This window comes from Actinoallomurus acanthiterrae, assembly GCF_054775715.1.
Genome location: NZ_BAAHCO010000001.1, coordinates 11956238 through 11980976, shown reverse-complemented (window position 1 = coordinate 11980976; position 24739 = coordinate 11956238). Strand labels below are relative to the sequence as shown.

Genomic DNA, 24739 nt, shown 5'->3' with positions numbered 1-24739 from the left:
CGACGCGTGCGTGTAGTGCCTTCGCGGAGGTGTCAGGGGCAGGTCTTGGTGGGGTCGTCGTGGGTGAGGGCGCAGACGATGCGGTCGCCGCGTCCGGGGTAGGCCCGCCGTACGGCGGTGGCGAAGTCGTTCCACTGGCGGCGGGTGTCGGCGATGGCCAGGCGTACCGCGTGCGCGAAGTCGTCATCGACCTGGCCACGTGAGGTGCACACGTTCTTGTTGCCCTCGGTGCAGGTGGTGGCGCCCGTACGAGGGTCGATCACGCCGTGGTCCTTGTTGATCCAGGCGTGCTTGAGCCGGGTCCGTCCGTCGTCGACGCACCCGAACCGTTCGCCGCTGCCGGCGGCCTTGGCGTCGAAGCAGCCGGTGCTCAGCCAGCTGGGCACCTGCGCGGCGGTCGGCTCGGGCCCGAACAGGGCGAACAGCGGGTTGATGACGTTTTGCCGGCCGCCGGGCGGGTTGTGCACGTCCACCGGTCCGGACGCGGCCTCATCGGACCAGTTGCTGTGGGAGTAGAAGTCCTGGACGGCGTGCAGGGCGCGCCCGAACTCCTCGATGACGTCGCACTTGGCCCGACCGGATACCCGGTTGAAGAAGCAGTCGGCCGGGTGCGGCGGGAACAGCGAGCGGTCGAGGCTGACCTCGCGCGCTTTGATGCGGCCCTGGCCGTCGAGCAGGTCGGCGGCCCGCCGGAGGCCGGCGCGTACGCGGGCGCGAGCGTAGTTGACGCACTCCAGCAGGGCGGCCGTGGCTCGCACCCGGTCCTGCGGGCGGTATTGGGGGCCGGCGACGTAGTCGGCGTTGTCGCAGTGCGCCGCCGAGGTGAAGATCTCCCCGGTCAGCGGGTTGTCCGGCGAGCCGATCGCCCCGAACGTCCCCTTCTTGCCCGCGACCTGGTCCAGCGACCGCGGTTGGAAGCAGCCGGAGCCGCCGCCCGAATCACACCCCAGAGCCGCCCGGGTGATGCGCTCGTGTTCGGCCAGATGACCGACGGTGCCGAAGGCATGCGCACGCGGCGCCGTTCCCAGCACCAGAACCGAAGCGGTCGCACCCGCCACGGTGGCCGCGGCGATGGCCTTGACGGCCGCCCCCGGGGAGCGCCTCGTACGAACGGCCGCTGCGATGGTCGGCATCATGTTCCCTCCCGTTGTGGATCCCTTACGGAGTACACATTGCAACGGATCGACTACTCACAGTGATGGCCATGGAGTGAGGGAAGGCTTCCCTGGCGCAACAGCTTCATCGATCGCCCCACCAGTCGACCGCGGACACCGTCATCGGCCGGATATCAGGCGGGGAGTGATCGCGGTAGTCCGAAGGACGGGAGGACGCTGTTGTCGAAGCGGGTGATGGCGCGGATCGTGTCGCCCGTGACGGTGAGGACGAGGAGGCCGGTCCCGTGGCGGACGCCGGTGGGGGCGTGGAGGTAGGCCGCGAGTGCGGGCTGACCGTTCGCCCGGGTCGGCACGAGGTCATAGGTCCGGTCCGGGCGGATGACTGCGGCGTAGAAGCGGGCGACGGCGTCCCGGCCTCGGTACTCGAGGGGGATCGGCGGCATGGAGACGCGGACGTCGTCGGTGAGCAACGCGACCAGCCCGTCGACGTCGCCGGATCCGTACGCGCGGACGAACTTTTCCACGAGCGCCTGTTCGGAGGGCGAGCCGGGAGCGGGTTCGTGCCCGCCGGCCGGTGGCAGGTGGTGCTGGAGGCCGGCGCGGGCCCGCTTGAGGGCGCTGTTGACCGACCCGACGGTCGAGTCGAGCATGTCGGCCACCTCGTTCGCGTGGAACCCGAGGACGTCGCGCAGGATGAGGACGGCGAGCTGGCGAGGCGGCAGGACCTGTAGCGCGGTCACGAAGGCCAGGGAGATCGCCTCCGTCTGTTCGTAGCGGGCCTCCGGGCCGAGCGGCACGTCGATCGCGCCCTCGAGGAGGGCGTCGGGGAAGGGCTCGAGCCACACGACCTCGCTGAGCCGGGTCGGTTCGGGCGGTTCGATCCCCGGGATGGCCCACTCCTTGGCGGGGCGCCGGCTGGCCGCGCGCAGCGCGTTGAGGCACCGGTTGGTGGCGATCCGGTAGAGCCAGGTACGGATCGAGGCGTGCGCCTCGAACTTCTGGATGCCCTGCCAGGCGGCCAGCAGCGTGTCCTGCAGCGCGTCCTCGGCGTCCTGGAAGGAGCCGAGCATCCGGTAGCAGTGCACCTGCAGCTCTTGACGGTGCGGCTCGGTGAGCTCCCGGAATGCCTCCTCATCTCCGGTCCGCGCCCTGGTGATCAGGTCGGTTGCCACGACTCCACCCCCGCGTCACGTCTCCGGCCTTCCTGGCCGATCTCAAGTATCGACACCGGCCGGGTCGTGAACTGGGCGGTCGGCGGGCGACCAACTTTCGGGCGTCGTGGTGTCTACCTCGTCGACGGCCCGGAACGGTCCGGGCGGCAGACCCCAGAGGACCGCGCATGGCGCAGAAGACAAGCGGCTGGCTGCTCGGCCTGACCGCGGCGGCGTCGCTGATGGTGGCACTGGACGCCACCGTGGTGGCGACCGCGTTGACCAGGATCCGGCTGGACCTGTCCGCCACCATGGAACAGCTCGAATGGACGGTGAACGCCTACAGCCTGAGTTTCGCCGTACTCCTGATGACCGGGGCCGCGCTCGGCGACCGGTTCGGGCGCAGACGGATGTTCGCGGCCGGACTAGGGCTGTTCACGGCGGCCTCGGCGGCGTGCGCGACGGCGCCCGGCATCGGCTGGCTGATCGTCGCCCGCGCCGTCCAGGGGTGCGGGGCCGCGCTGGTGATGCCGCTGGCGATGGCGCTGCTGAGCGACGGGTTCCCGCCCGCGCGGCGGGCCAAGGCGTTGGGGATCTTCGCCGGGCTCACCGGGCTGGCGGTGGTCGCCGGTCCGGTGGTCGGCGGGGTCGTCACCCAGGGGCTGGCCTGGCAGTGGATCTTCTGGCTCAACGTGCCGATCGGCCTGGTCGTCATCCCGCTGGTGCTCCGGCGCATTCCGGAAAGCCGCGGCGCCGGGACCTCCTTCGACCTCGGCGGCGTCGTGCTGGTGACCGGCGGTGCGCTCGGGCTGGTGTGGGGCCTGATCCGCGCCGGCGGCGTCGGCTGGGGCGCGTTCGAGGTGGACGGCGCGCTGGTGGCCGGGGCCGTACTGCTGGCGGCGTTCGTCGCCTGGGAGCTCCGCGTCCGGCAGCCGATGGTGCCGATGCGGTTGCTGCGCTCGCGCGGCTTCTCCGCGGGCAACACGGCCGGGCTCTTCCTGTACGCGTCGCTGTACGGCTCGTTGTTCTTCATGGCCCAGTTCCTCCAGACGGGCTTGGGGGACGGCCCGATGGCCACCGGGCTCCAGCTCATGCCATGGACGGGGGCCGTGACCGTGGTGGCGCCTGTCGCGGGGGCGCTGGTGAACCGGGTCGGGGCCCGTACGCTCATCGTCGCCGGACTGACCATGCAGGCCGCCGGGATGGGGTGGATCGGGCTCGTCGCGGAGCCGTCGCTGGGATACGCGCAGCTGATCGCGCCGATGGTCGTCGCCGGCGCCGGAGCCAGCCTGGCGATGCCCGCCGCGCAGACCTCGGTCATCAACGCCGTCGTGCGGCAGGAGATCGGCAAGGCCTCCGGCGTCTTCAACATGCTGCGGCAGTTCGCCGCGGTGTTCGGCGTGGCGGTTCTCGCCGCGGTGTTCACCGCCAAGGGCGGTTACGGCACCGCGCGAACCTTCTCCGACGGCTTCGCGCCCGCCATCGCCGTCAGCGGCGCACTGTCGCTGGCCGGTGCGCTCGCCGGTCTGTTCATTCCCGGACGGAGCCGGATGGCCCGGCAGGCGCCGACGCCGGCCGTACCCCGGCCGGAACCCGAACTGACCCGCTGATCCGCTGAGCCGCGAAAAATCCGCGCGCCCGATGGCGTGCCGCTCTTCGACATGGAGGAAATCGATGGCCGCTGACATGGCGGATCTGAAGACTCACGCCGAAAGGCTCCGCGAGTTGCACGGCGGAGAGATGCTCGTGCTGCCCAACGTGTGGGACGCGGCCGGCGCGACGATCGTGGCCGACGCGGGGTTTCCCGCGGTCGCCACTTCCAGCGCCGCGATCGCGGCGATGCTCGGTCACCCCGACGGTGAGGGAGCGCCGTGGCAGGAGATGTTCGCCGCGGCGGGGCGGGTCGCCCGGGCGGTGCCGGTCCCGGTCACGGTGGACGCCGAGGCGGGATACGGCATGCGGCCGCGTGAACTGGTGGAGCGGTTGCTGGACATCGGCGCGGTCGGCTGCAACCTGGAGGACACCGATCACCGGGCCGGCGGCCTGGCCGAGGCCGGTGCGCACGCCCAATGGCTCGCGGGCGTCCGCTCCGCCGCGGACGATGCCGGGGTCCCGATCGTCATCAACGCCCGCGTCGACACCTTCCTGCCGGCCGGCGGGATACCCGGGCCGGACCGGGTCGCGGAGACGGTACGACGGGGCCGGCTCTACCGGGACGCCGGCGCCGACTGCGTCTACCCGATCGGCGTGCGCGACAAGCGCGACGTCGTCGCCCTCGTCGCCGAGATACCCGGCCCGGTCAACGGCAACACAGGTGAACATCTGGACCTGGCCACGCTCCGGGAACTGGGCGTGGCGCGGGTGTCGTACGGCCCGCGCTTCCACCGTGCGGCCATGGCCGACCTGAGGACCACCGTCCAGAAACTGCTGACCTGACGTACGACGGCCGGGGCCCGGGGCCGGTCCGGCGCCGGGCAGACGGCCAAGGCGCGTGGCCGCTCCCGCCCATGCGGAGCGGCCACGCGCATCGCTCAGCGTTTCTGCGCGAGCAGCTTCTTGTAGGTGTCGGTGTTGAGGACGTCCTGGTCGCCGGGGAACACGCCGTTGTCGGCCCACTGCCAGATGGCCTGCCTGGTCCAGCCGGTGGGCAGGGGGCCGGGTGTGTCGCCGTGGTTGTTGATCCACAGTGGGTGGTCGGCGGCGAACTCGGTGGAGCCGCCGGTGCAGTCGTTCCACCATTCGGTGAAGGTGTTGATGACCGCGTTCCAGCCCGTACGTGCGTGGTATTCGTTCAGGAAGTCACGGATCCAGCCGGTCATCTGGTCCGGCGTGAGGCCGAAGCACTTGTTGGTGCCGTCGGTGTCGGTGTAGGGGTCGTCTTCGATGTCGAGCACGCCGGGCAGGGTCAGGCCGTCGCCGGTCTGGCCGCCGCCGTTGTCGACGAAGTAGTCGGCCTGGGCGGCACCACTCGCCTTGTTGGGGATCGCGTAGTGGTAGGCACCCCGCACGATGCCCACGTCGTGGGCGCCGTTGAACTGCTGGGGGAAGAAGGAGCTGTGGTACGTCGTGCTCTCGGTCGCCTTCACGTACGCGAACTCCGCGCCGTTGGCCTTGACCGCGTTCCAGTCGACGTTGCCCTGCCATCCGCTGACGTCCAGGCCGGGGATCCCGTCCGGGGCGGCCGCGGCACGTACCGACTGCCCGTGCCGTGCGGCCGCGCCTCCGGCGTGGTCCTGGTCGGGGTGGGCGAGCCCGCCACCGGGTCTGGGCGTGGCGGCCGCCGCCGTGCCGGCGGTCAGCGCACCGCACGCGAGCGCCGTCCCGGCGGCGAGAGTGGTGACGAGACGGCGCGTGCGCCGAGTTGAACGCATGGAAACGCTCCTTTGCGAGGAAACAGTGACAGGCTGATCAGGGGAGCCGGCGCGCAACGCTCCTTCCTTCCGTGAGTCGGCGGCGTCCCATCAGTGGTTCCGGCGGCTGCTGCCGCTCTTACCGATCATCCCGAAAAATGATCATGGCGGGCTGTGTAGCGGGATTGACCACAGCCGCCCCAGCCCGTGACCTGCACCACAAATGGCGTGAGGGCGATCGAAACGATTGCGTTTCGTAGTCTGGGTACCTAGCGTTACGGTACGAATCCGTTTCGGATCACATCGATAGCGACGCACCACTGAGCCATACGAGCCCAGTGAGGGGGGAAGTCCATGTCATCCACCCAGGTCGACGCCGCCTTGACCAGGCCGTCCGGCCAGGCGCACCCGCACGCGAAGCATCGCTGGTTCGCGCTGGCCGTGATTGGCCTGGCCCAGTTGATGGTGGTGCTCGACGCGACGATCGTGAACATCGCGCTGCCGTCCGCCCAGAAGGCCCTGGAGTTCGACAACACCGGGCGGCAGTGGATCGTCACCGCGTATTCCCTGGCCTTCGGCAGTCTGTTGCTGCTCGGCGGGCGGCTCGCCGACCTCTTCGGCCGCAAGACGACCTTCATCATCGGCATCGTCGGGTTCGCCGCCGCCTCGGCGGTCGGCGGCGCGGCCAACGGCTTCACCATGCTGGTCGTCGCGCGCGTGGCGCAGGGCCTGTTCGGCGCCCTGCTGGCACCCGCGGCGCTCTCCCTGCTCACCACGACGTTCACCGAACCCAAGGAACGCGCCAGGGCGTTCGGCATATTCGGCGCCATCGCCGGCTCCGGCGCCGCCGTCGGCCTGGTCCTCGGCGGCCTGCTCACCGAGTACCTGAACTGGCGCTGGACGCTGTACGTCAACGACATCATCGCGGTCCTCGCGCTGATCGGTGCGATCGCCTTCATCAGCCGCTCCGTCCCGACCCACCGGCCGAAGCTGGACGTCTTCGGTGTCCTCCTGGCCTCCGGCGGGCTGTTCGGCGTCGTGTACGGCTTCGCCAACGCGGACACGCACTCCTGGCGCAACTGGATGACCTGGGGCTTCCTCGCCGGAGGCGGCGTTCTCCTCGTGGCGTTCTTCCTCCGGCAGCGCTGGGCGAAGCACCCCTTGCTGCCGCTGCGCGTGCTGGCCGACCGCGACCGCGCCGGCGCCCTGTCGACCGTGCTCATCTCGTCCGCCGGGATGTTCGGCGTCTTCCTCTTCCTCACCTATTACCTGCAGGGGACCCTGGGATACTCGCCGGTCAAGAACGGCCTGGCCTTCCTGCCGATGGTGGCTGCGCTGATGGTGATGGCGCAGTTGTCGGTCAACTTGCTGGTGCCGAAGATCGGCCCCAAGGTGATCGTGCCCGTCGGCATGCTGCTGGCGGCGGGCGGCATGGTCTGGCTGACCCGTCTCGGCCTGGACAGCACCTACGCGAAGCATGTGCTTCCGCCGCTGCTGATGATGGGCGGGGGTATCGGGCTGGCGATGCCCGCGGCCATGAGCTACGCCACCCTGGGCGTGCAGGCGAGCGACCAGGGCGTGGCCTCGGCGACCGTCAACACCACACAACAGGTGGGCGGCTCGGTCAGCACCGCGCTGCTCAACACCCTGGCCACCAGCGCCGCCACCCACTACGCGAAGCACCACCTGACCGACCCGCAGGTCAAGGCGAACGCGGCGTTGCACAGCTTCTCCACCGCCTACTGGTGGTCGGCCGGCTTCTTCGCCTTCGCCGCGTTCGTCACGGTGCTGTTCTTCCGCCGCAAGAAGAACTCCAGAGCGGCAGCCGCGCAGGACTCCCCGGCTCAGACCCACACCGCGCAGGACTCCCCGGCTCGGACCCACGCCGCGGCCCCCACACCGGCCGGTCCCGCGCCCGCGCGCCCGGAGACGGCCGGAGCGGGCATCATCCGTGGCCGGGTACGGGACGGCGCGGGCGCGCCCGTGCCGCGCACCGCGATCACCGTGCTCGACTCGGCGGGCCACCAGGTCGCCCGTGCCACCTCGCGGGAGGACGGCTCGTACGCGGTGGACACCTTCGAGCGCGGCGCCCTCGTCCTCATCGGCTCGGCGCCCGGTCACCAGCCACAGGTCGCCACCCTGACCGTGACCGGCGCACCGATCTCCTACGATCTCGTGATGCTCGCCAGTACAGGCGGCGTGGCCGGTACGGTCCGCGGCGGGGACGGCGGTCCCGTGCCCGGCGCCGTGGTGGTGGCCACCGACCAGCGCGGCGAGGTGGCGGCCTCCGCCGTCACCGGGAACGACGGCGGCTACCGGATCGACGACCTGCTGCCCGGCGACTACACGGTCACCGTCAGCGCGCCGGGCCACCGCCCGGCCGCCGAGCCGGCGACCGTCTCCGCCGAGGTGACCCGCTGCGACATCGAGCTTCTCGGCGGGGCGAGCCTGCGGGGGACGGTGCACACCCGGGACGGCCGGGCGCTGGACGACGCCCGGGTCACCCTGCTGGACGCCGCGGGCAACGTCGTCGGGACGCGCACCACCGGAGCCGACGGGAGCTACTCCTTCACCGACCTGTCCAGCGAGCAGTACACCGTGATCGCCAGTGGCTACCCGCCGGTGGCCACACCGATCACGCTGAGCGGCGGCCAGGACGGCGTCGACATCCTGCTGGGCCACGAGCAGGCGTAGGCCACGGCTCATCCCCACCGGACGGTCATGCCCGGGGCCCGGACGCTGCGGCGTCCGGGCCCCGGGCGGTTCAGGGGCCTGACCGGGCCCCTGCGGCATCAGGAGGCGGGTGGCAACTGGTCGCCCTGGACGGCCTGGACGTCGAGTTCCACCCGCAGAGTCGTGCCGACGGCGGCGATCCCGGCCTGGACGACCTGGTTGTAGTTCATCGCGAAGTCCTCACGCCGCAGTTCGGTGGCGGCGCGGAACGCCACCCGGATTCCGCCCCACGGGTCAGGGCCGGTGCCGAGGTACGACAGGTCCAGGTCGACGGGGCGGACCACGCCGTGCAGGGCGAGTTCGCCGTGGACCGTCCAGCGGGCCTCGCCGACCGCCGGGGTGATGCCCGTACTGCGGTAGGTGATCTTGGGATGGACTTCGGCGTCGAGGAAGTCCGGCGAACGCAGGTGACCGTCGCGCATCCGGTTGCCCGTGTCGATCGAGGCGGCTTCGATGACCGCCTCGACGCCGGACGCCAGCGGGTTCTCGCCGATCTCGATCCGGCCGCCGAACTCCATGAACCGGCCGTGCACGCTGGTCAGCCCGAGATGCTGGGCGATCGCGCGTACGGAGGAGTGGGCCGGGTCGATGGTCCAGGGGCCGGGCGGCGGGAGGTCGACGCCACCGGCGCGGGCCAGGGTGAGGGAGCCGAGATCGGCGCCTGAGGCGGTCACGATGGCGGTGGAGGCGGCCGGGCTGTAGCCGACGGCGGTGACGATCACCGTGTACGTGCCGGGCGCCAGGTCGCCGGTCCGGACGACGCCTTCGTCGGACGCCGTCTCGCGCAGCACCTGCTGTCCCGTCATGTCGGTGACGGTCAGCGCGGCGTGCGGGACGGCCCAGCCGTCCTTGGTACGGACCCGGGCCCGCAGGCCGCCGCCCGTTCCGGTGGTGCTCATGGTCGCTCTCCCCTCGAAGTCCTGTGATGTGCTTCGGGCCCGGCCGAGGCCGCCCCGGTCGGGCCCGGTCAGGCCGTCCCGGTCAGGCCGTCCCGGTCAGGCCGTCCCGGTCAGGCCGCCCCGGTCAGGCCGCCCCGGCCCGGGGCCGACCCGGGCCGGGGCCGACCCGGGCCGGGACCCCGGCCGCAGGCCCGCACGCCCGCGTGGCCGTACGGACCGGCGGGCCGGGTGTCACCCCTCGGGGTGGCTCAGTTCCAGGTCGAAGCCGTCCGTCCCCGTGCCGTCGACGGTGAGCGCGGTGGCGATCGGCGGGTAGCCGCCGACGATCAGCAGGTACTCGCCCGCGTCCAGGTCGGTGAAGGCGTACGCGCCGTCCGACCCGGTGGTGGCGGTGCTGACCACGTTGCCCGCCGCGTCGACCAGGGTGACCCGGGCGTCCGGCAGCGGGTTCCGGCCGACGCCGGCCCGTACGACGCCTTGCAGCTGAACACCGGACCGCAGGACGACCTCCAGCCGGGTCATGCCCGTACCGGAGATCAGGACCGGCAGCGCGGTGGGCCGGTGGCCGGCCGCGTTGACGGCGACGGTGACGTCGCCGGCGGGCAGCTCGGTGATCAGGAAGGTGCCCCTGTGGTCGGACTCGGCCCTCGCGACCACCTCGCCGCGCACATCGGTCACCGCGACCATCGCGCCCTCGACCGGCAGGTGGCGGTCCGCGTCGGTCACGGTGCCGGCCAGCCCACTGGTCCCGGCCAGCAGCACGTCGTAGGTCACGGGCTCCGCGCCGTCGGAGACCACCACGGTGGACGCCTGCGGCTGGTGACCGTCGGCGACCGCGATCAGGATGTACGAGCCGGAGCCCGGCGCGTCGAGGCTGTACCGGCCGTCGGTCCGGGCGACGGCCCGGCCGAGCTGGCGCCCGGTGAGGGAGACGAGCGTCAGCGTGGCTCCGCCGACGCCCGCGCCCTCCGAACCGCGCACCTGACCGCCGATGGACGGCCCGCCCGCCGCCGGGACGGCGTCCCCGCCGCCCGCCGAGGCGTACGCGGCCAACGGCTGCAGCTGGGCCTGCGGAGCCCCGGCGCCGACCAGCACCGGCTCCCGTACGGGCTGCGGCTCGGCGAACGAGATCTCCGAGACCTCGGCCCGCGCACGCAGGCCCTCGCCCTCCACGTCCACGTTGGGCAGGACGCGGTCCAGCCACTTCGGGAGCCACCAGGCCGCCTTGCCCAGCAGGGCCAGGACCGCCGGGACGATGGCCATCCGGACAATGAACGCGTCGAAGAACACCGCGATCGCCAGGCCGAAGCCCATCATCTTGATCATCGACTCGCTGGCGCCGATGAAGCCGGAGAAGACGGCGATCATGATGATCGCGGCGGCCGTGACCACCCGGGCGCCGTGCTTGAAGCCGGTCACCACGGCCTGCTTGGGCCGCTCACCGTGGACGTACGCCTCGCGCATCCGGGTCACGAGGAACACCTCGTAGTCCATGGCCAGGCCGAAGACCACCCCGATCATGAAGATCGGCATCATCGACATGATCGGCCCGGTCTGCTCGACGCCGAACAGGCCGGCCAGCCAGCCCCACTGGAAGACCGCGACCACGGCGCCCAGCGCCGCCAGCACCGACAGCAGGAAGCCCAGCGCGGCCTTCAGCGGGACCAGGATCGAGCGGAAGACCACCATCAGGAGCAGGAAGGCGAGGCCGACCACCAGGCTCAGGTACGGGATCAGCGCGTCGGACAGCTTCTGCGAGAAGTCGATGTTCATCGCCGTCGTGCCGGTGACCAGCATCCGCGCGCCCGTGTCGGCCTTGACGCCGTCGGCCTTGTCACGGATGGCGTGCACCAGGTCCTCGGTCTGCTTCGATGACGGCTTCGAAGCCGGTATGACGGTGATCGTCGCCGTGTCGCCGGCCTTGTTGAACATCGCCGGCGTGACCGTCGCGACGTCCCCCAGTCCCCTGATGCCGTCGGCCACCGTGGTGGCGGCCGCCTTCGGGTCGCCGCTGGACTTCGCGTCGACGACGACCATCAGCGGGCCGTTGAAGCCGGGTCCGAAGCCCTCCGATAGCAGGTCGTACGCCCGCCGCTGGGTCGTGGACGTCGGCTGCGTGCCATCGTCGCCCAGCCCGAGCTGAAGCCGGCTCACCGGAGCGGCCGCCACACCCAGGCCGATCATGCACAGCAGCAGGACGGCGGCCGGGCGGCGGACGACGAAGGTCGCCCAGCGGGTGCCCATGTTGGGCTTGGCCTCGGCTCCCGCGGAGTGCCTGGCCTTCTTCCCGCCCAGCAGCCTGCTCTTCTCGCCGGCCGGCTGGATCCTGCGTCCCGCGTACCCGAGCAGCGCCGGGATCATCGTCAGCGCGATCAGCACCGCGATCGCGACCGTGCCCGCCGCCGCGATGCCCATCTTGGTCAGCATCGGGATGTTGACGACCGCGAGGCCGACGAGCGCGATCACGACCGTCAGCCCGGCGAAGACCACCGCCGAGCCCGCGGTGCCGGCGGCCCGCCCGACCGCTTCCTCGCGCTCGCGGCCCTCGGCCAGTTCGGCCCGGTAGCGGGAGACGATGAACAGGGCGTAGTCGATGCCGACGGCGAGGCCGATCATCATGGCCAGCGTGGAAGTGGTGGAGCCCAGGTCGAGTGCCTTGGCCAGGGCCGTGATGCCCGCGACGCCGATGCCGACGCCGATGAGCGCGGTCAGCAGCGGCAGCCCGGCCGCGACGATCGAGCCCAGGGTGATGACGAGGACGACCGCCGCGATGGCGACGCCGACGATCTCTCCCGATCCTGTCTCGGGCGTCGCCTGGAGCGCGTCGCCGCCGACCTCGACGGTCAGCCCGGCGTGCCGGGACTCTTCCACCGTCTTCTTCAGGAAGTCCTTGGTCGAGTCCTTCATCGTCATGGACGCGACCGTGTACTTCACCTGCGCGTACGCGATCGTCCTGTCCTGGCTCACCGCGTGCGACGTGAACGGGTCGGTGACGGCGCCGACCTCGGCGCCTCCACCGAGCTCCTTGACGGTCTGCTCGACGGACGCCTTGTTCGCGGCGCTCGTGATCTTCTGGCCCGCAGGGGCCTTGAAGACGACACGCGCCGTCGCTCCGTCCGCGCTCATGCCGGGGAAGCGCTGGTCCAGCAGGTCGAAGGCCTTCTGGGCCTCGGTGCCGGGGATCGAGAAGGACGATCCGCCGGCGGAGGGTGCGTTGGCCGCCGCGACGCCGACGACGGTCAGCAGCAACACCCAGGCGAGTGCGACGAAGTGCCGTCGCCGGAAGGCGAATCGGCCGAGTCTGTAGAGGAAGGTGGCCACGGAGAGGTACCCCCGGTCGGTTCAGGGCATGGCGGACCGCGCGACGACGTGAGCGGCCGCGTCAGGTACGGCTTGGGACGTGGGAGAAGGGGAAGGGTCAGGCGCCGAGAGCCGGCAGGACCACGGCGTCGAGGTACGAATGGAGGAACGCCTGCGTCGGCGGCTCCTCGTCGATCAGGTCACGGGCGGCGAACGCGCCGAGCAGCATGTGCACCATGTAGTTCAGCGCGGGGTTGTCCGCGCGGACCTCGCCGCGGTCGACGGCACGCTGGAACACCCGGCGGAACTCCGCCATCTCCGGTTCGATGAGCTGCTCCCGGAACGCCTTCCGGAGGTCCGCGTTGTGGTGAATCGCCATGGCCAGACCGCGCATCAGCGAGGAGCTCCGTTCCATGGCGGGGTCGTCCTCGTGGGATATGAGGGCGTGTAGGTCGCCCCGCAGCGACCCGGTGTCGACGTCGGCGATGCGGCCCGGTTTGCCGTGGCGAATCGCCTTGGCGACCAGCTCGGCCTTGCCGCCCCACTGGCGGTAGAGCGTCGCCTTGCTGGACCGGGTGCGTGCGGCCACGGTGTCCATGGTGAGCGAGTCGTAGCCGACTTCGCGGAGCAGAGTGAGCACGGCCTCGTACAGCTCGGCCTCACGCTCAGGCGTGATCCGACTGCGACGCGGCGCTGCGACCTCAGTCATGCCACTCACCCTTCAGCTCCGAACGGCGCCGTGTTCCGTACGGCGCCTCCGCACGTCCATGAAGATACCCCGGGAGTAAGCGAAACGAAACCGTTTCGTACGTGTGCTGCATCACGTCTGTTCGGGATCTCTGGAAGACAGTCATGTTTGTTTGCGTGCGCAACGCCACACACCGAGTTTCAGGGCTTCTACGACGACGATGACCGCCGCTTCAAGGCGGGCCAGCCCAACGCCTTCGACCTGTGGAATCCCGCCACGCCCTGACCCCCTCGACGACGGTTCGGCCCCGGGCGACCACTCACCGCAGCCGAACGGCACAATGTTCTTCCTCGTGCGAAACGGTCAACGAGGAAGGATCATGCATGAAGTGTCCGGCATGCGAGATCGAGGTGCCCTCAGGACTGCCCGCCTGCACACAGTGCGGTGCGGCGCTCCCACCGGCGGAGGAGCATTCCGGCTCACAACCGCCTTTCACCGCTGACTCGTCGACGAACCCGCGAACCGAGCCACTGCCGGCCCAGGTCTGGGACGTGGGGCCGGAGACTCCTGGGAGTGTACGGCCCGACCATCCTGCGGCCGGCGGCACCGGCGAGCCCGATCCCGGTAATGCCACGCAACGCCTGGACATTCCGGCTGCCGGCCCCGTAACGCCCGAATATCCCCCAGCCGGGTGGAATCCCGCCCCGCCGGAGCCTGGTGCGGGGCCGTACGCGCCCGACGCCGCGGGCCAGGGTCTCGGCCCTCCGGGGCCCGGTGCAGGGCCGTACGCGCCCGACGCCGCCGGTCAGGGTCTCGGCCCTCCGGGGACAGGCCCGACGCCGAACGCGTACGACGCCGCCGGACAGGGTTTCGGCCCCCCGATGCCGTACGCGCCCGACGCCGCCGGACAGGGCTTCGGCCGGCCGGGGACGGACCCGATGCCGTACGCGCCCGACGCCAATGGACCGGGTTTCGGCCCGCCGGGGCCTGGTCCGATGCCGCCGCCCGGATACCCGGGCGGCTGGGACCAGGCCGTTCCGCCGGTCGCCGGGGAGACCGCGGAGTCCCCGTCGGGGAGCGGCATGGGACGGAATCGGATGCTGCTGCTGGGGGGAGGGATCGCCGTCGCGGTCGTGCTCTTCGGAGGCCTGGCCTTCGTCCTGACACGGGGATCCGCGGCCAAGACGCCCGCCGCGCAGCAGAAGCCGGGTGCCGAGGGCGCCGCGCAGCAGGCCGCCGCCGTCGACCAGGTCCTGAAGTCCGGTCAGGTGGCGCGTGGGCATCTGCCGGCCCGCCTGCGGACGTGCGATGACGTGTCCGCGGGCGTCGCCGGTTTCCAGCAGGTCGTCCGGGATCGGCAGCAGGAGCTCTCCCAGACGAGAGGCCTCAAGGTCGACCGGCTGCCCGCCGGACCGCGACTCCGCCAGTCGATGATCGGCGCGTACCAGCACTCCCTCAAGGCCGATCGGGCGTACCTGACGTGGGCGCAGGGGGTGCGGGCACGGGGTTGCGGCGCCAAGGTCGCCCCGCTGACGGGGGCGTACAAGAACGCCATCGCCGCCAACGACAAGGCCGGTCCTGCCAAGCGCCAGGTGATCGCCTTGTGGAAGCCGATCGCCAGCACCCACTCCCTGCCCACCTACGCCTGGAACCGCCTCTGATCGACCCCCTGGTGGCGGGCGCCGCGGCGCCAGACGTCCGTGATGGCGCGGGTCGCGGTGATGTCCGTGGTGGGGTCTCCGTCGACAAGGACGAGGTCCGCGCGCAGGCCGGGGGCGACGCGCCCGCGGTCGGTCAGGCCGAAGTGCCGGGCCGGGACGCTGGTGGCCGCGGCCAGCGCCTGTTCGGGGCTGAGCCCGGCCTTGGTGAGCAGGACGAGTTCGCGGTGGACGCTGGCGCCGTGCAGGGCGAGGAACCCGCCGTGCGGTCCGTTGTTGGCGTCCGTCCCGGCGAGGAGGGGGACCCCGGCGGCGTGCATGGCGGCGGCGGTCTCCAGGGCGTTGACGATCCCGTCGGGGTCGATGGGGAAGCCGCTGAGGTCCGCGGTGGCGGCGGCGCGGGCCCGCTCGTCGAGCCGGCTCCAGACGCGGTCGTCCCGCCACAGTTCGCGGCCCTCGGTGCCGGTGATGGCCTCGGTGAAGGACAGGGTGCCGATCACGAAGACGCCGTACGCGGCGGCGAGGGACGCGATGCGTTCGCCGTCGCCGTCGGTGTGGATGTGGGCCAGGCCGTCGATGCCGGCGTCCAGCGCGACGGCGGTGTCGCGGGCGGTCGCGACGTGCGCGATGGTGGTCAGCCCGGCCGCGTGCCCGGCCTCGACCAGGGCCGTGACGGTGGCGGGATCGAGGCAGGGCAGGGAGCCGCCCCCGGATGAGCCGTCGTCGATGACGATCTTGAGGTAGTCGGCGCCACCGTCGAGCCGGGCCTGGACGAAGGGTTCGGCCTGGTCGGGACGGGCCACGGTGTCGAAGGGACCGTACAGCTCGCCCATGATCTGGATGGGGTGGCCGCCCGGGGCGGTGGCGCCGACCTGGGCGGTACGCACGTCGGCGGCGTCGTCGGTGGCGGCGGTGCGGCGGAGCCGGGCGACGTTGCCCGGCATGGCGAACAGGTCGAGTTCGGTGGTGACCCCGAACCGGAGGGCCTGGGCGAGGCTGCCGTCGAAGGCGTGCGTGTGCGCGTCGATCAGGCCCGGCAGCAGGGTGCGTCCGGTGCCGTCGACGCGGGTGGCCGACGCCAGGACGGCGGGCGGCAGCGCGCCGGGCCGGACCACCTGCGCGATGCGGTCGTCCTCGATCAGGACGTCGGCGCTGGGCAGCACCTTCTCCCCGTCGAACACGCGGACATCGCCGATCACAGTGCTCATCTGTCGCTCTCCAGCCGTTTCCGAGGACGCCCGGACGGCGTCCCGCACGACGACAGTGGCCTGGACCGGCTGGGGTCGAGCTGGGATCGGATTGGCCTAGCTGGTCTGTGACTCCCAGTAGGTCAGCCCGTGCCGCCGGTGCGTCCGCAGCGCCGCGTCGGCGTGGGCGCGGGCGGCGTCCTGGTCGCCCAGGCGGCCGGCCAGCTCGGCCAGCACCAGGTGGGTGGAGCCCCAGCAGGCGCTGCCCATGCCGGCCACGACGAGCTGCTCCGCGTACGGGGCCAGCCGCTCGTACAGGTCGCGGGGGTCGGGAGTGCCGAGACGGGCGGCCACCAGGCCCCAGACCGGGAGAAGGAAGTCGGCCACCCAGTCGTCGGGGATCTCGGTTCCCCAACGGCCGATCAGCTCACCGGCCAGCGAGGGCCGGTCGGCCTCGACGGCCGCGAGCACGGCGACGGGCCGCAGAGGCACCAGCTGCGGATCGGCGGCGGCGGTGACGAGCTCGTCGAGGATCTCGGCCACCCGCCCCTGGGCGCGCCGGCAGGTGTACGTGGTGACGAGCCGCCGGAACGTGCTGCCCCACACCGTCGAGCCGAACCGCATGGCGCCGTACCGGCCGAGCAGGGACTCGGCCTCGTCCCACCGGCCGTCCAGGGTGCTGCGGGCGGTCTGCGCGATGCGCACCATCGACTCCAGCTCCGGCCGTGGCGCCGTGGCCAGCAGCGCCTCGCAGCGGGCCAGCTCGCGGTCCCAGCCAGGCAGGTCTCCGTCGCGCAGCAGGCAGGACATGAGGAAGACCCGCGCCGTGACCTCGCCGCTGACCGGCAGGCCGGGCAGGTTCGCCAGCTCCTCGGCGACCGCGCGCCGCTCGGCGTTGCGGCCGGGCCGGAACGCCGCGAGCAGGTAGTTGTTCATCGTGCGGGCCAGGAGCGGGGCGTCGCCGACCGTGCGGGCGATCGTCAGGGCCTGGAGGGCGTGGTGTTCCCCTTCGGCGCTCCGCGGGCCGTAGTGCAGCTCCAGGGCGAGGGCGCCCAGCAGCGCGGCGCGGTCGGCGTCGGAGAGCGGGCCGTCCAGCAGGTCCTCGATGACGGCGACCATGTCGCGGTCGACGACGCCGTACGGGCGCCAGTTCCACAGGGACGGTCCGCCGATGGCGGTGACCGCCGGGATCAGCGTCTCCCGGTCACCGATCCCCCGGGCGAGCCGCACCGCCTCCTCCCAGTCGCGCCGCGCGTCCTGCGGCCGTCCGACGGCGCGGTGGGCCTGTCCTCGTTCGGTGAGGAGCCGGGCACGTTCGGCGTCCCTGCCGGGCGGGAGAGCGGACAGGGCCAGGTCCCAGAAGTCGACGGCCTCGGTGTAGGCGAGCTGGCCGGCCGCGTGCCGGGCCGCGCGGGTGGCGTACCTGACCGCCTTGTCCGCCCCGCCCAGGCGGGCCGCCTTCGCGAAATGGTGCGCCAGGGTGGCCGACTGGGCTTCGGGCAGCACCGGTTCCAGGGCCTCGCCCACCCGCAGGTGCAGCCGGGACCGTTCCACCCGGCCGAGCCCGGCGTACAGCGCCTCCTGGACGAGGGCGTGCGAGAACCGGTAGTCGGCGCCGGCGCGGTTCGGCCAGCAGCCCGGTCGCGACGGCCGGTTCCAGCGCGGCCATCACCTGCTCGGCCGAGGTGTCGGTGACGGCCTCCAGCAGTTCGACGCCGACGTCGCGGCCGGCGACGGCGGCCGACCGCAGCATGGCGCGCGTCTCCTCGGGCAGCCGGGCGACGCGGTGTTCGATCACGTCCCGTACGCCGCTCGGCACCTCCTCCCTCCCGCGCAGGCGCAGGACCTCCCCGAGGTAGAAGGGGTTGCCGCCGGTCCTCTCCACCAGCGTCGCGACCAGGCCGGGCTCGTCGGAGACCCGCCTGGCGCGCAGGTAGGACGCCACGTCGCCGGCGGTGAACGGGCCCAGTTCCAGCCGCTCGCCGGACCTCGACAGCACGGCGAGCGTGTCGCGCAGCGCGTCGGGGTGGTCGCCGGGCTCGGGCCGGGAGGTGACGAGCAGCAGCAGAGGGTGCCGTACCGTCGCCGCGGCGACGAAGTCCAGCAGCCGCAGCGACGAGACGTCCGCCCAGTGCAGGTCGTCGACGACGATCGCCACCGGCGCAGCGTCTTCTACCAGGACGTCCACGACCCTGTCGTACAGGCCGAACAGCGCGGCGCCGGGATCCTGACCGGGGTCGAACGTCCTCGCGGAGAGCAGCCCCGACTCGTCGCCGGCCTCGCGCAGGATCTGCGTCCATGGCCAGAAGGCCGGTGCGGTGCCGTCCACGCACCGTCCCCAGGCGACCCGGAAGCCGCGCGCCGCGGCCAGGTCGGCTGCGGCCTGGGCGAGCCGGGTCTTGCCGATCCCCGCCTCACCCGTGATCAGGACGGTGCCGCCCCGGCCGCCCCGCGCCTCGCCCAGCCGCCGCTCCACCAGCGCGAGCTGGGGCGACCTTGCGATCAACCGCTCCTGGTCGGGTTCGGGCTCGGGCCGGTCGGCGCCGACCGGCCGGGCTGCGGGAACGTGCGGCGTCGGCTGGGGCGCGGCAACGTGCGGCGTCGGCTGGGCTGCGGGAACGCGCGGCGTCGGCTGCGGCGCGGAAGGGCGCAGCTCCGGCGACTGGTCGAGCACCGCGCGCTCCAGTTCGCGCAGCTCCGGCCCGGGGCTCAGGCCGAGCTCGTCCGCCAGCCGCGCCCGCACCCGGCGCAGCGCCGCCAGCGCGTCGGCCTGGCGGCCGGCCCGGTAGAGCGCGAGCACCAGCAGGGCCCAGGCGCGCTCCCGGTACGGCTCCTGCTCGACGAGCTCCTCCAGCCCCGGGACCAGGGAGGCGGCCTCACCCAGAGCCAGCCGGGCGTCGACGTGGTTCTCCAGGGTCGCGGCGCGGATCTCGGCCAGCCGGGTGATGACGGGCCGGGCGAACTCCTGCTCGGCGAACTCCACCAGGGGATCCCCACGCCACAGGCCGAGGGCGCGCTCCAGCGTCTCGACCGCCGTGTCGTACGCCTCGCGGGCGAGCGCAGCCCGGCCCTCCTCCGCCCAGGCGGTGAACCGCCACAGGTCGACCTGCCCCGGCGCGACCGCGAGGAGGTATCCCGGGTCACGGGTCAGCAGCACCTTCGGCGGGGTCCGCGGCGGGCGTTCGGGCTCGAGGGTCTTGCGCAGGGGCGCGATGTAGGCCTGCAAGGTCCGGGTCGCTCCGGCGGGCGGCTCTCCGGCCCACAACTCCTCGATCAGCCGGTCCAGCGAGACCACCCGTCCGGGCTCCAGCGCCAGCATCGCCACCAGGGCCCGCTGCTTGCGTGTGCCGAGATCGAGGACACCGCGCTCACCGGCGGTCACCTCGAGAGGGCCGAACAGCCGGAACTGCAGTTCCGTCGTCATAACCATCCTCACCGAACAGCCGAACAGTCACCTTATGGCACCCCAACTCCGCCCCAGTCGGGTCCCAAACGCCGCCGGACAAGGTGAAACCGGGTAACGACGAAGGGAGCGACGTAATGGACATCAGGAACGAACTGCACAAGGTGCTGCGCGGCAAGGTGCTCGCAGCCGGCGACGAGGGTTTCGACGCGGCGCGCCGCCCCTGGAACCTCGCGGTCGAGCAGCCCGTACGAGCCGTGGTCGAGGCCGCCGACGCAGACGACGTGGCCGCCCTGGTCCGGTACGCCCGCCTGGCCGGGCTGACCGTCGCCACCCAGCCGAGCGGCCACGGCGCCACGGGCAACACCGGGGAGGTGATCCTGCTGCGTACGACCCGCCTGGACGGCCTGGACATCGACCCCGGCGCGCGGATCGCCCGGGTGGGCGCCGGAGTGACATGGGGCAGCGTCCTGAAGGCCGCCAGCCCGTACGGCCTGACCGGCCTCGCCGGCAGCAGCCCGGTGGTCACCATCACCGGCTACACGCTGGGCGGCGGGTTGAGCTGGTTCGGCCGCGAGCACGGCTTCGCCTCCAGCAGCGTCCGCGCCTTCGAGGTCGTCGACGCCACCGGCACCCGCACCCGCGTGACCGCCGCGACCGACCCCGACCTGTTCTGGGCGCTGCGCGGCGGTGGCGGAGACTTCGCCGTCGTCACCGCCATCGAGTTCGCGCTGCACCCGGCGCCTGTCCTGTACGGCGGCCGGATGCTGTGGCCCGCCGACCAGGCCCCCGCCGTGCTGGACGCCTACCGCGAGATCACCGGCGCCGCACCCGACGAGCTGACCGTCTGGTACGACCTGCTGCGGTTCCCCGGGGCCGCCCCGCTGGTGGCGGTCGACGCGACCTTCCTCGGCGACGGCGGCGACGCCGAGGCGCTGCTGCGCCCCCTCGACAAGATCTCCGGCCGCCTCTCCGACTCCCGCGGCCTGCTTCCGGTCGCCGACCTCGGCTCCATCACCGCCGAACCCACCGACCCCGGGCCCGGCCGGTCCCGTGCCGAGCTGCTGACCGGGCTGACCGACGAGGTCGCCGCCGCACTGCTGGAACGCCCCATCGACCCGCTGCTCAGCGTCCAGCTCCGCCACCTCGGCGGCGCGCTGGCCCGCCCGTCGGACACGGCCGCCGGTCACCTGGACGAGCCGTACGCCCTCTACCTGTTCGGCGTCCCCGGCCAGAACGGCGACGCCGTCCGCGACCGCCAGCACCACATCGCCGAGGCCCTCACCGCGTACACCACCGGACGCAAGCCCTTCACCATGCTGGCACCGGGGGAGCGCGCCGCCAGTGCCTTCACCCCGCAGACCCTGGCCCGGCTCCGCGCCCTCAAGCGTGACCGCGACCCCCAGGGCACCTTCCGCAGCAACTTCCCCGTCCTCGGCTGACCGGCCTCGGCACGGTCAACGCACCAGGAGGCTGTCACAAACGGGGAGGTCGTCCGGTCCTTGCTGGCGACAGTCTCTGTTTGGAGGGAAATACATGAGTGCTGAGAACGCACACCTGCCCCCGGGCGTCGAGGTTCTCGCGAGCCTGCCGGACGCGGAGTCCCGGATCGCCGCCGGCGCCGAGGCCAGGACCATCCGGATCACCCTGGCGCCCGGTGACCCAGGCGCGCCCCCGCACCGGCACCCCGGGCCGATCTTCGGCTACGTGACCGAGGGCGAGATCCTCTTCGAGCTGGAGGGGCAGCCGCCCCGGGTGCTCAAGGCCGGCGACGCCCTGTTCGAGCCCGGGGGCGACGTGATCCACATCCAGGGCGGTAACAACCTCGCGGACGCGCAGTCGCAGCTGGTGGTGACCATGTTCGCGCCGCCCGGCACCCCGGTTCTGACCGTGGTCAGCGCGGAGGAGCTGGCCGAACGCCGACACCTGCGGGTCGCCTAGCCGCAATGGCCGACGGAACGGTGGTCGGCGTTGGCGCGCCGATGAAGTCGAGTCAGCGCCACCCACCGTTCCGTCACGATGAGCGCCACCGACGAGGTCGCCCTCGCGCGGCGTCCCGGAAAGTTCCGCGAAGAAATCCGGGAGGCGGTGTCGGATCGGGGCGGTGGTCTTCGTAGCAGGGGTGAGGCCGCCCACGAGGGGCGGCGCCAAGGCGAAGGAACCGCGATCATGAAGCTGACGACCGTGACTCAGGTGACCGTCGACGGAGTGACGCAGGGAAACGGCGGCGCGTCGGATGAGGACCGCAGGAACGGATTCGAGCGCGGCGGATGGGCCCGGGGCAAGGGCGACAACGAGACCCACGCGTTCATCAACCAGACCTACCAGCGCGCCGAGGCGTTCCTGTTCGGGCGGCGGACCTACGAGCTGTTCGCCGGCTGATGGGGGACCTTTACGGTCCAGGACGCCCCTGGCTGGGAATCCGTCGTGGAAGCGTTGAACACACGGCCCAAGTACGTGGCGTCGACCACGCTCACCGATCCGGTGTGGTCGGACACGACCGTCCTGTCCGGAGACGTCGCGGCCGCCGTCCGAGAACTGAAGGCCCGGCCCGGGGGCGAGCTGCAGGTGCACGGCAGTGGCATCCTGACCCGGTGGCTGCTGGAGAACGATCTGGTCGACGAGATGACTCTGATCACCGTCCCGGTGGTCGTCGGCCAGGGCGCGCGGTTGTTCCCCGACGCGGGCCCGGATCTCGCGCTCGACCTGGTCGAGTCGCGCGTCGACTCCAAGGGAGTGACGATCCAGGTCTACCGGCCGGCCGGGCGCCCGCAGTATGCGCCAACGGCTTGAAATCCCTGACCACCGAACCACGCTGTCTGCACACCACAGGAGATGATCTTCAGATGCAGTACCTGGTTTCTGTGATCGATGACAAGAGCAATCCCGGCAGCACGGACCGGCAGCCTGCCATCAGCGCGTTCAACGAACGACTCATCGCCGAGGGCTACTGGGTTTTCGCGGGCGGACTCGCGGACACCGACACGGCCACGGTCATCGACAACCGGGGCGAGCAGGCGGTGTTCAGCGACGGGCCTTTCGTGGAGTCGAAGGAGTACCTCGCCGGCGTCTGGGTGTGGGAGGCCCCCGATCTGGATGTGGCGCTCAAGCTCGCCGCCGAGGCGTCGAAGGTCTGCGATCGGAAGATCGAGGTGCGGCCGTTCCAGTGAGCGACGTCGAGGAAACGATCACCCGGGTCCACCACGAGGAGTGGGCCCGGGTGGTCGCCGCCCTGACCAGGCGCTTCGGTGACCTCGACATCGCCGAGGAGGCGGCCGCCGAGGCGTTCGCGACCGCCGTCGAGCGGTGGCCGGCCGACGGCGTACCCCCCAACCCCGGCGCCTGGCTGACCACCACCGCGGCCCGCAAGGCCATCGACCGGATCCGGCGCGAGAACAAGCGCGACGACAAGCACAAGGAGGCTCAGATGGTGTACGACGACGACCCGCCCGAGCCTGTCGGCGCCATCGACGACGACCGGCTCCGGCTGATCTTCACCTGCTGTCACCCGGCGCTGGCGATGGAGGCCCGCCTGGCGCTGACGCTGCGCATGGTCGGCGGTCTGACCGTGCCCGAGATCGCCCGCGCCTTCCTGGTGGCCGAGAGTGCCATGGGGCAGCGGATCACCCGCGCGAAGGCCAAGATCAAGGCGGCTCGCATCCCCTATCGGGTGCCGTCCGCCGAGGATCTCCCGGCACGCGTCTCCGGCGTACTCGCCGTCCTGTACCTGGTGTTCAACGAGGGCTACCTGGCGACCGGCCCCGACACCGACCCGGTGCGTCACGACCTGACCGCCGAGGCGATCCGGCTCACTCGCCTGATCCGTGCCCTCCTGCCGGACGACGGCGAGGTGGCCGGGCTGCTGGCGCTGATGCTCCTCACCGAGGCCCGCCGCACCGCCCGGGTCTCGGCCGGCGGCGAACTGGTCGCCCTCGACGAGCAGGACCGTGGGGCCTGGGACGCGGCGCTGATCGCCGAGGGTCACCGGCTGGTGCGCGAGCGCCTCGCCGCTGCCGCCGCCGGGGCGGCCCCGGGTCGCTACCAGATCCTCGCCGCGATCAACGCCGTGCACACCTCCGCCCGCGACATCCGCGACACCGACTGGTCACAGGTCCTCGCCCTCTACGACCAGCTCGTCCGCCTCGACCCCTCCCCGATCATCGCCCTCAACCGTGCCATCGCGGTCGCCGAACTCGACGGCCCGCAGGTGGCCCTGGCGGCCATCGACCGTCTTGAGGACAAGCTGGCCGGCTATCACGCCTACCACGCCACCCGCGCCGACCTGCTGCGCCTGCTGGGCCGAAGTCAGCAGTCACGCGCGGCCTACGACAAAGCCATCGAACTGGCCGGCAACACCGCCGAGACCGCCTACCTGACCCGCCGCCGCGACCAACTGCGGTAGCGCCCACGGATCCCGATCGAATACGCGACCTCACCGGTCGCAGGCCCTACTTGCGATGACCGAGACCGTCCAGGATCACGTTGATGGTGAACTCGAATCGATCCAGGGCGGTGCCGGACGTCAGCTCGGCCGCGTGGCGCTTGGTGTTGGGGAAGGTGTCGGGCAGCGCGGCGAATCGGCGCAGCATCTCGTCGCGGCTGACGGCCCGCCCTTCCTGGTCGGCGTGCCTGCCGATCAGGGAGGTCTCGCGGCAGAAGGCGTTGACGTAGAGGAGTAGGGCGTCGATCGCCCAAGCGGCCGTCTGCGGGGCGATGCCCCCCGCCAGCACGATGCCGAGCATGCCCTCGCTCACGCGCAGGGTCTCCTGGTTCGTCGGGACCACGGAGAGTGCCGCCAGGGAGATGCCGGGGTAGCGCAGGTACTGGTCGCGGAGCTGCGCGCAGACGCTGATGATCTGCTCCCGCCAGGTGCGCGGGTCCGGTTCGGGGAGCTCGATCTCGGCGCAGAGCCGTCCGATGAGGAGGTCGTCCAGGTCCTCCTTGTTGACCACGTGGGCGTAGAGCGACGCGGGACCTGTTTCGAGGGCGCCGGCCACTCGTCGCATCGTCAGAGCGTCATATCCCTCGCGCTCGATGATGCCGAACGCGGTCTCGATGATGGCGTCGACGGTGATGGGCTTCTTGCGCCCCGCCGACGGTCCGCGACGGGTCGCGCCGGTGTCGTCGGCCAGGGGTTGCTGGTGCCGTGCCGCGCGCCGTCGGTGAGGAGGCGATGCCATGCGACACAGTCTAGACGAGGTACGAGCATAGTTCCGCTTGACACGAACACTGTTCCTAAATAGAACAGTGTTCGT

Annotated in this window: 20 protein-coding genes; 10 read left to right on the top strand and 10 right to left on the bottom strand. The window is 71.9% G+C overall.

The annotated features are described in order from the left end of the window. Window positions 1–32: 32 nt before the first annotated feature. Window positions 33–1136 carry a hypothetical protein gene (locus ACYVF7_RS56365; protein ID WP_460356433.1) on the bottom strand — a complete coding sequence of 368 codons (1104 nt, stop codon included), beginning with the start codon at window positions 1134–1136 and terminating at the stop codon, window positions 33–35. A 152-nt stretch (window positions 1137–1288) separates the two neighbouring features. Next, on the bottom strand, window positions 1289–2287 hold the full coding sequence (locus ACYVF7_RS56360; RefSeq protein ID WP_460356431.1) for a sigma-70 family RNA polymerase sigma factor: 999 nt from the start codon (window positions 2285–2287) through the stop codon (window positions 1289–1291). Between the two features lie 167 nt (window positions 2288–2454). Here ACYVF7_RS56360 and ACYVF7_RS56355 point away from each other — a divergent pair, with 167 nt between their 5' ends. Together ACYVF7_RS56355 and ACYVF7_RS56350 are read left to right on the top strand one after the other, a co-directional pair. Continuing rightward, the gene (locus ACYVF7_RS56355; RefSeq protein ID WP_460356428.1) at window positions 2455–3876 is read left to right on the top strand and encodes an MFS transporter; all 1422 of its coding nucleotides are present in this window, start codon (window positions 2455–2457) and stop codon (window positions 3874–3876) included. 64 nt (window positions 3877–3940) lie between these two features. Continuing rightward, the gene (locus tag ACYVF7_RS56350; protein ID WP_460356425.1) at window positions 3941–4702 is read left to right on the top strand and encodes an isocitrate lyase/PEP mutase family protein; all 762 of its coding nucleotides are present in this window, start codon (window positions 3941–3943) and stop codon (window positions 4700–4702) included. A gap of 95 nt (window positions 4703–4797) precedes the next feature. Here the strand turns inward: ACYVF7_RS56350 and ACYVF7_RS56345 are convergent, their stop codons facing one another. Next, complete coding sequence (locus ACYVF7_RS56345; RefSeq protein WP_460356424.1) at window positions 4798–5637, bottom strand: GH25 family lysozyme; 840 nt, start codon at window positions 5635–5637, stop codon at window positions 4798–4800. A 333-nt stretch (window positions 5638–5970) separates the two neighbouring features. On the opposite strand from ACYVF7_RS56345, the gene ACYVF7_RS56340 reads away from it, so the two are divergent. Continuing rightward, window positions 5971–8310 (top strand): MFS transporter, encoded by a 2340-nt coding sequence (locus tag ACYVF7_RS56340; RefSeq protein ID WP_460356421.1) that lies wholly within the window; start codon window positions 5971–5973, stop codon window positions 8308–8310. Between the two features lie 98 nt (window positions 8311–8408). Here ACYVF7_RS56340 and ACYVF7_RS56335 read toward each other — a convergent pair whose 3' ends face one another. The 3 genes from ACYVF7_RS56335 to ACYVF7_RS56325 all read right to left on the bottom strand — a co-directional run bounded on the left by ACYVF7_RS56335 (window position 8409) and on the right by ACYVF7_RS56325 (window position 13257). Further along, entirely contained in the window at window positions 8409–9248 is an 840-nt protein-coding gene (locus ACYVF7_RS56335; RefSeq protein WP_460356419.1) for a YceI family protein, read from the bottom strand. 231 nt (window positions 9249–9479) lie between these two features. Beyond that, on the bottom strand, window positions 9480–12569 hold the full coding sequence (locus ACYVF7_RS56330) for an MMPL family transporter (protein WP_460356416.1): 3090 nt from the start codon (window positions 12567–12569) through the stop codon (window positions 9480–9482). Window positions 12570–12666: 97 nt separating this feature from the next. Further along, window positions 12667–13257, bottom strand: a complete 591-nt coding sequence (locus ACYVF7_RS56325) for a TetR/AcrR family transcriptional regulator (RefSeq protein WP_460356413.1) — start codon at window positions 13255–13257, stop codon at window positions 12667–12669. An 860-nt stretch (window positions 13258–14117) separates the two neighbouring features. Here ACYVF7_RS56325 and ACYVF7_RS56320 point away from each other — a divergent pair. Continuing rightward, window positions 14118–14897: a hypothetical protein gene (locus ACYVF7_RS56320; RefSeq protein WP_460356411.1), complete on the top strand. Its 780-nt coding sequence runs from the start codon at window positions 14118–14120 to the stop codon at window positions 14895–14897. On the opposite strand, the gene ACYVF7_RS56315 is transcribed toward ACYVF7_RS56320, so the two are convergent. The 3 genes from ACYVF7_RS56315 to ACYVF7_RS56305 all read right to left on the bottom strand — a co-directional run bounded on the left by ACYVF7_RS56315 (window position 14876) and on the right by ACYVF7_RS56305 (window position 19505). Continuing rightward, window positions 14876–16102 (bottom strand): amidohydrolase family protein, encoded by a 1227-nt coding sequence (locus tag ACYVF7_RS56315; RefSeq protein WP_460356409.1) that lies wholly within the window; start codon window positions 16100–16102, stop codon window positions 14876–14878. The two genes, ACYVF7_RS56320 and ACYVF7_RS56315, sit on opposite strands and share 22 nt — an antisense overlap. Window positions 16103–16198: 96 nt before the next feature. Beyond that, window positions 16199–17311 (bottom strand): hypothetical protein, encoded by a 1113-nt coding sequence (locus ACYVF7_RS56310; protein WP_460356407.1) that lies wholly within the window; start codon window positions 17309–17311, stop codon window positions 16199–16201. Next, window positions 17286–19505: a BTAD domain-containing putative transcriptional regulator gene (locus ACYVF7_RS56305; RefSeq protein WP_460356405.1), complete on the bottom strand. Its 2220-nt coding sequence runs from the start codon at window positions 19503–19505 to the stop codon at window positions 17286–17288. The genes ACYVF7_RS56310 and ACYVF7_RS56305 overlap by 26 nt, the downstream gene beginning before the upstream one ends. A 116-nt stretch (window positions 19506–19621) precedes the next feature. On the opposite strand from ACYVF7_RS56305, the gene ACYVF7_RS56300 reads away from it, so the two are divergent. The 6 genes from ACYVF7_RS56300 (at window position 19622) to ACYVF7_RS56275 (ending at window position 23886) form a co-directional block, all read left to right on the top strand. Further along, window positions 19622–20926 (top strand): FAD-binding oxidoreductase, encoded by a 1305-nt coding sequence (locus ACYVF7_RS56300; protein ID WP_460356402.1) that lies wholly within the window; start codon window positions 19622–19624, stop codon window positions 20924–20926. Between the two features lie 94 nt (window positions 20927–21020). Further along, entirely contained in the window at window positions 21021–21425 is a 405-nt protein-coding gene (locus tag ACYVF7_RS56295) for a cupin domain-containing protein (RefSeq protein ID WP_460356400.1), read from the top strand. 78 nt (window positions 21426–21503) lie between these two features. Further along, window positions 21504–21866, top strand: a complete 363-nt coding sequence (locus ACYVF7_RS56290) for a hypothetical protein (RefSeq protein WP_460356397.1) — start codon at window positions 21504–21506, stop codon at window positions 21864–21866. Between the two features lie 45 nt (window positions 21867–21911). After that, on the top strand, window positions 21912–22277 hold the full coding sequence (locus tag ACYVF7_RS56285) for a dihydrofolate reductase family protein (protein WP_460356395.1): 366 nt from the start codon (window positions 21912–21914) through the stop codon (window positions 22275–22277). A gap of 53 nt (window positions 22278–22330) precedes the next feature. Beyond that, on the top strand, window positions 22331–22654 hold the full coding sequence (locus tag ACYVF7_RS56280; protein WP_460356393.1) for a YciI family protein: 324 nt from the start codon (window positions 22331–22333) through the stop codon (window positions 22652–22654). Beyond that, entirely contained in the window at window positions 22651–23886 is a 1236-nt protein-coding gene (locus tag ACYVF7_RS56275; RefSeq protein ID WP_460356392.1) for an RNA polymerase sigma factor, read from the top strand. Before ACYVF7_RS56280 ends, ACYVF7_RS56275 begins: the two co-directional genes overlap by 4 nt. A gap of 46 nt (window positions 23887–23932) precedes the next feature. Here the strand turns inward: ACYVF7_RS56275 and ACYVF7_RS56270 are convergent, their stop codons facing one another. Next, a complete protein-coding gene (locus ACYVF7_RS56270; protein WP_460356390.1) occupies window positions 23933–24664 on the bottom strand; it encodes a TetR/AcrR family transcriptional regulator in 732 nt (243 codons plus the stop codon). Window positions 24665–24739: the final 75 nt, after the last annotated feature.